Genomic DNA, 3,076 nt, shown 5'->3' on the forward strand with positions numbered 1-3,076 from the left:
CACGAAACCTTCTTTATTTCCACCAGCACTAGCTTTACCAGATGCTGAAAAAGGGAATTTACCAACTTTAATATCTAAGCCTTTATCTTTTGCTTGTTTTTCAGTTAATCCAACCGATGCAATTTCAGGAGAACAATAGGTACATCCTGGTATATTTCCGTAATCAATAGGTTCAACATGTTGTCCTGCTAACTTTTCAACACATAAAATTCCTTCCGCGGAAGCGACATGCGCTAAAGCTTGCCCAGGAGTAATATCACCAATAGCATAATATCCAGGAATATTAGTTTGATAAAAATCGTTTACAATTACTTTATCTCTGTCAACTACAATACCTACATCCTCTAATCCGATGTTTTCAATATTCGATTTAATACCAACGGCACTTAAAATAATATCGGCTTCAAGAACTTCTTCACCTTTACTAGTTTTAACCGTCGCTTTTACACCTTTACCAGAAGTATCAACAGATGTTACCTCGGCAGAAGTCATAATTTTAATACCTGATTTTGTAAATGATCGCTCTAACTGTTTTGAAACGTCATCATCCTCAACAGGAACAATTTTTGGTAAATATTCTACTATAGTTACTTCCGTTCCAATTGAGTTATAGAAATAAGCAAACTCCACACCAATGGCACCAGAACCTACCACAATCATTTTCTTTGGTTGCTTCTTTAAGGTCATGGCTTGTCTGTAACCAATAACTTTTTCACCATCTTGCGGTAAACTTGGTAACTCACGAGAGCGAGCACCTGTAGCAATAATTATATTATCAGCGCTATATTCAGTTCCGTCAACTTCAACCTTTTTTCCTGGTTTAATTTTTCCGAACCCTTCAATAACATCAATTTTGTTCTTTTTTAATAAAAACTGAACACCTTTACTCATCCCATCTGCAACACCACGGCTACGATTCACAATAGCGTCAAAATCATGGTCTGCACCTTTAACTTTTAAACCATAGTCCTCGGCATGTTTCAGGTATTCAAAAACTTGAGCAGATTTCAATAATGCTTTTGTAGGTATACATCCCCAATTTAAGCAAACCCCACCAAGATTTTCTTTTTCAACAATAGCGGTTTTAAAACCTAATTGTGATGCTCTAATAGCTGTTACATAACCACCAGGACCACTTCCAAGAACAATAATATCGTATTTACTCATTTGTTATAGTTTAAGTCGCTAATTTACAAAATCGAATTTTAAAAATGAATTTAGAACCTTATAAATCGAAAAAAAAGTAAAGTTCTAAAATATCCATGTTTTTGTTGAATAATTAATGGTCTAGCAGGAGCATTTTTAATCATATTTAAAATTGGTATTACTACCTTTGCGATGCAAGTTTTTATTTATGAACATACCAAGAACGAGTTTTCCTCGAATTGTAATTATTGGCGGCGGTTTTGCTGGCGTGGCTTTAGCAAAAAAATTATCTAAACAAGAAGTGCAAGTTGTACTTTTAGATAGAAATAATTACCATACGTTTCAACCGCTTTTATACCAAGTATCTACTGGAGGATTAGAGCCCGATTCTATTGCTTACCCAATACGGAAAATATTAAAAGATTTCCCGAACTTTTATTTTAGATTGGCCAATGTTGAAGAAATTGATACCATTAAAAACAAGGTGATTACTAATATTGGGAATTTAAATTTTGACTATTTAGTTGTGGCTTCTGGCTCTACCACAAACTTTTTTGGAAACGCTGATGTCGAAAAATATAGTATGGCCATGAAAACCATACCGCAATCATTAAATTTAAGAAGTTTAATACTCGAAAATTTTGAAGACGCTTTATTAACATCAGATTTAAACGAGCGTAATGCTTTAATGAATTTTGTTATTGTTGGTGGTGGACCAACAGGGGTAGAGCTTGCTGGGGCATTAGCCGAAATTAAAAAAGGAATACTGCCTAAAGATTACCCTGATTTGGATACCCGATTGGCGCAAATTCATATCATACAATCAAGCGACTGTATTTTAAAAGGTATGAGTGAAAATGCTTCGAAAAAAGCAGAAGATTTTTTAGAAAAATTAGGTGTCAATATCTGGAAAAACGTTCGAGTAACCAATTATGATGGAGAAACTGTAACAACAAACACCGATTTAACCTTTAAAACAGCTACTTTAGTCTGGGCAGCTGGCGTAAAAGGCGCTACTATAAAAGGGCTAGATGCTGAAGAATTTATATCGCGTGGAAATAGAATTTTGGTGAATGAGTTTAACCAAGTAAAAGGCTTTAATCATGTGTTTGCCATTGGTGATATTGCATGTTTGGTAAGTGACGAATTCCCTAATGGGTTTCCAATGATGGCTCAGCCTGCTATACAGCAAGGCGATCAATTAGGTGATAATATTTTAAAGTTTATTGAAGAAAAACCCATGACACCCTTTAGTTATAAAGATAAAGGCGCCATGGCAACTATTGGCAGAAATAAAGCCGTTGTAGACTTAAAAAACTGGAAATTCCAAGGCGTATTCGCATGGTATGTTTGGATGTTTGTGCACCTATTTTTCCTTATAGGTTTCAGAAACCGTATGGTTGTTTTTGTGAATTGGGTGTATAATTATGTACGGTTTGATAGGGAAGCACGATTAATCATTCGTCCGTTTAAAAAGCATTCCAGAAAGAGAAAATAATTATTTGGGCGATCTCGAAGAAAATTCGGTACAGGCTTTACTCATCGGTTTCTATTTTTTAATTAAAGAATTCGTGAATATAAATATTTCGGCAATCGCTTTTTTGTGTTGCATACCTGCCTGCCGGCAGGCAGGGGTGCAACAACACAAAAAGAGCTTCAACAAATGCCTCAATCTTTCTCAGGGGCATACTTGCTAATTATGAGGAATAAACTTTAAGGCCACACCATTTATACAATGTCTTTTCCCTGTTGGTTTTGGACCATCATTAAAAACATGACCTAAATGTCCGCCACAAGTAGCACAATGTTCTTCAGTTCTGGCATAACCTAAATCGTAATCTGTCGAGAAATCTACGTTACCTTCAATTTCTTTATAAAAACTTGGCCATCCCGATCCAGAATCAAATTTAAATTCACTTTTAAATAAAGG

General features: G+C 35.2%; 3 protein-coding genes. 1 reads left to right on the forward strand and 2 read right to left on the reverse strand.

Annotated elements, in window-relative coordinates:
* On the reverse strand, positions 1–1,167 hold a 1,167-nt coding region (gene lpdA, locus WBN21_RS05820; RefSeq protein ID WP_424198361.1), incomplete at its 3' end, for a dihydrolipoyl dehydrogenase.
* 187 nt (positions 1,168–1,354) lie between these two features.
* On the opposite strand from lpdA, the gene WBN21_RS05825 reads away from it, so the two are divergent.
* A complete protein-coding gene (locus WBN21_RS05825) occupies positions 1,355–2,644 on the forward strand; it encodes an NAD(P)/FAD-dependent oxidoreductase (RefSeq protein WP_424198363.1) in 1,290 nt (429 codons plus the stop codon).
* A gap of 195 nt (positions 2,645–2,839) precedes the next feature.
* Here WBN21_RS05825 and msrB read toward each other — a convergent pair.
* Positions 2,840–3,076: peptide-methionine (R)-S-oxide reductase MsrB (gene msrB / locus WBN21_RS05830; protein WP_424198365.1), on the reverse strand; the 237-nt coding region annotated here is incomplete at its 5' end.

The organism is Algibacter sp. (assembly GCF_049667265.1).
Classification (GTDB): Bacteria; Bacteroidota; Bacteroidia; order Flavobacteriales; family Flavobacteriaceae; genus Algibacter_B.

What these genes read in the sequence shown, in the direction of transcription:
- WBN21_RS05825 (WP_424198363.1), top strand. Translation starts at nt 1,355, where the DNA reads ATGAACATACCAAGAACGAGTTTTCCTCGAATTGTAATTATTGGCGGC.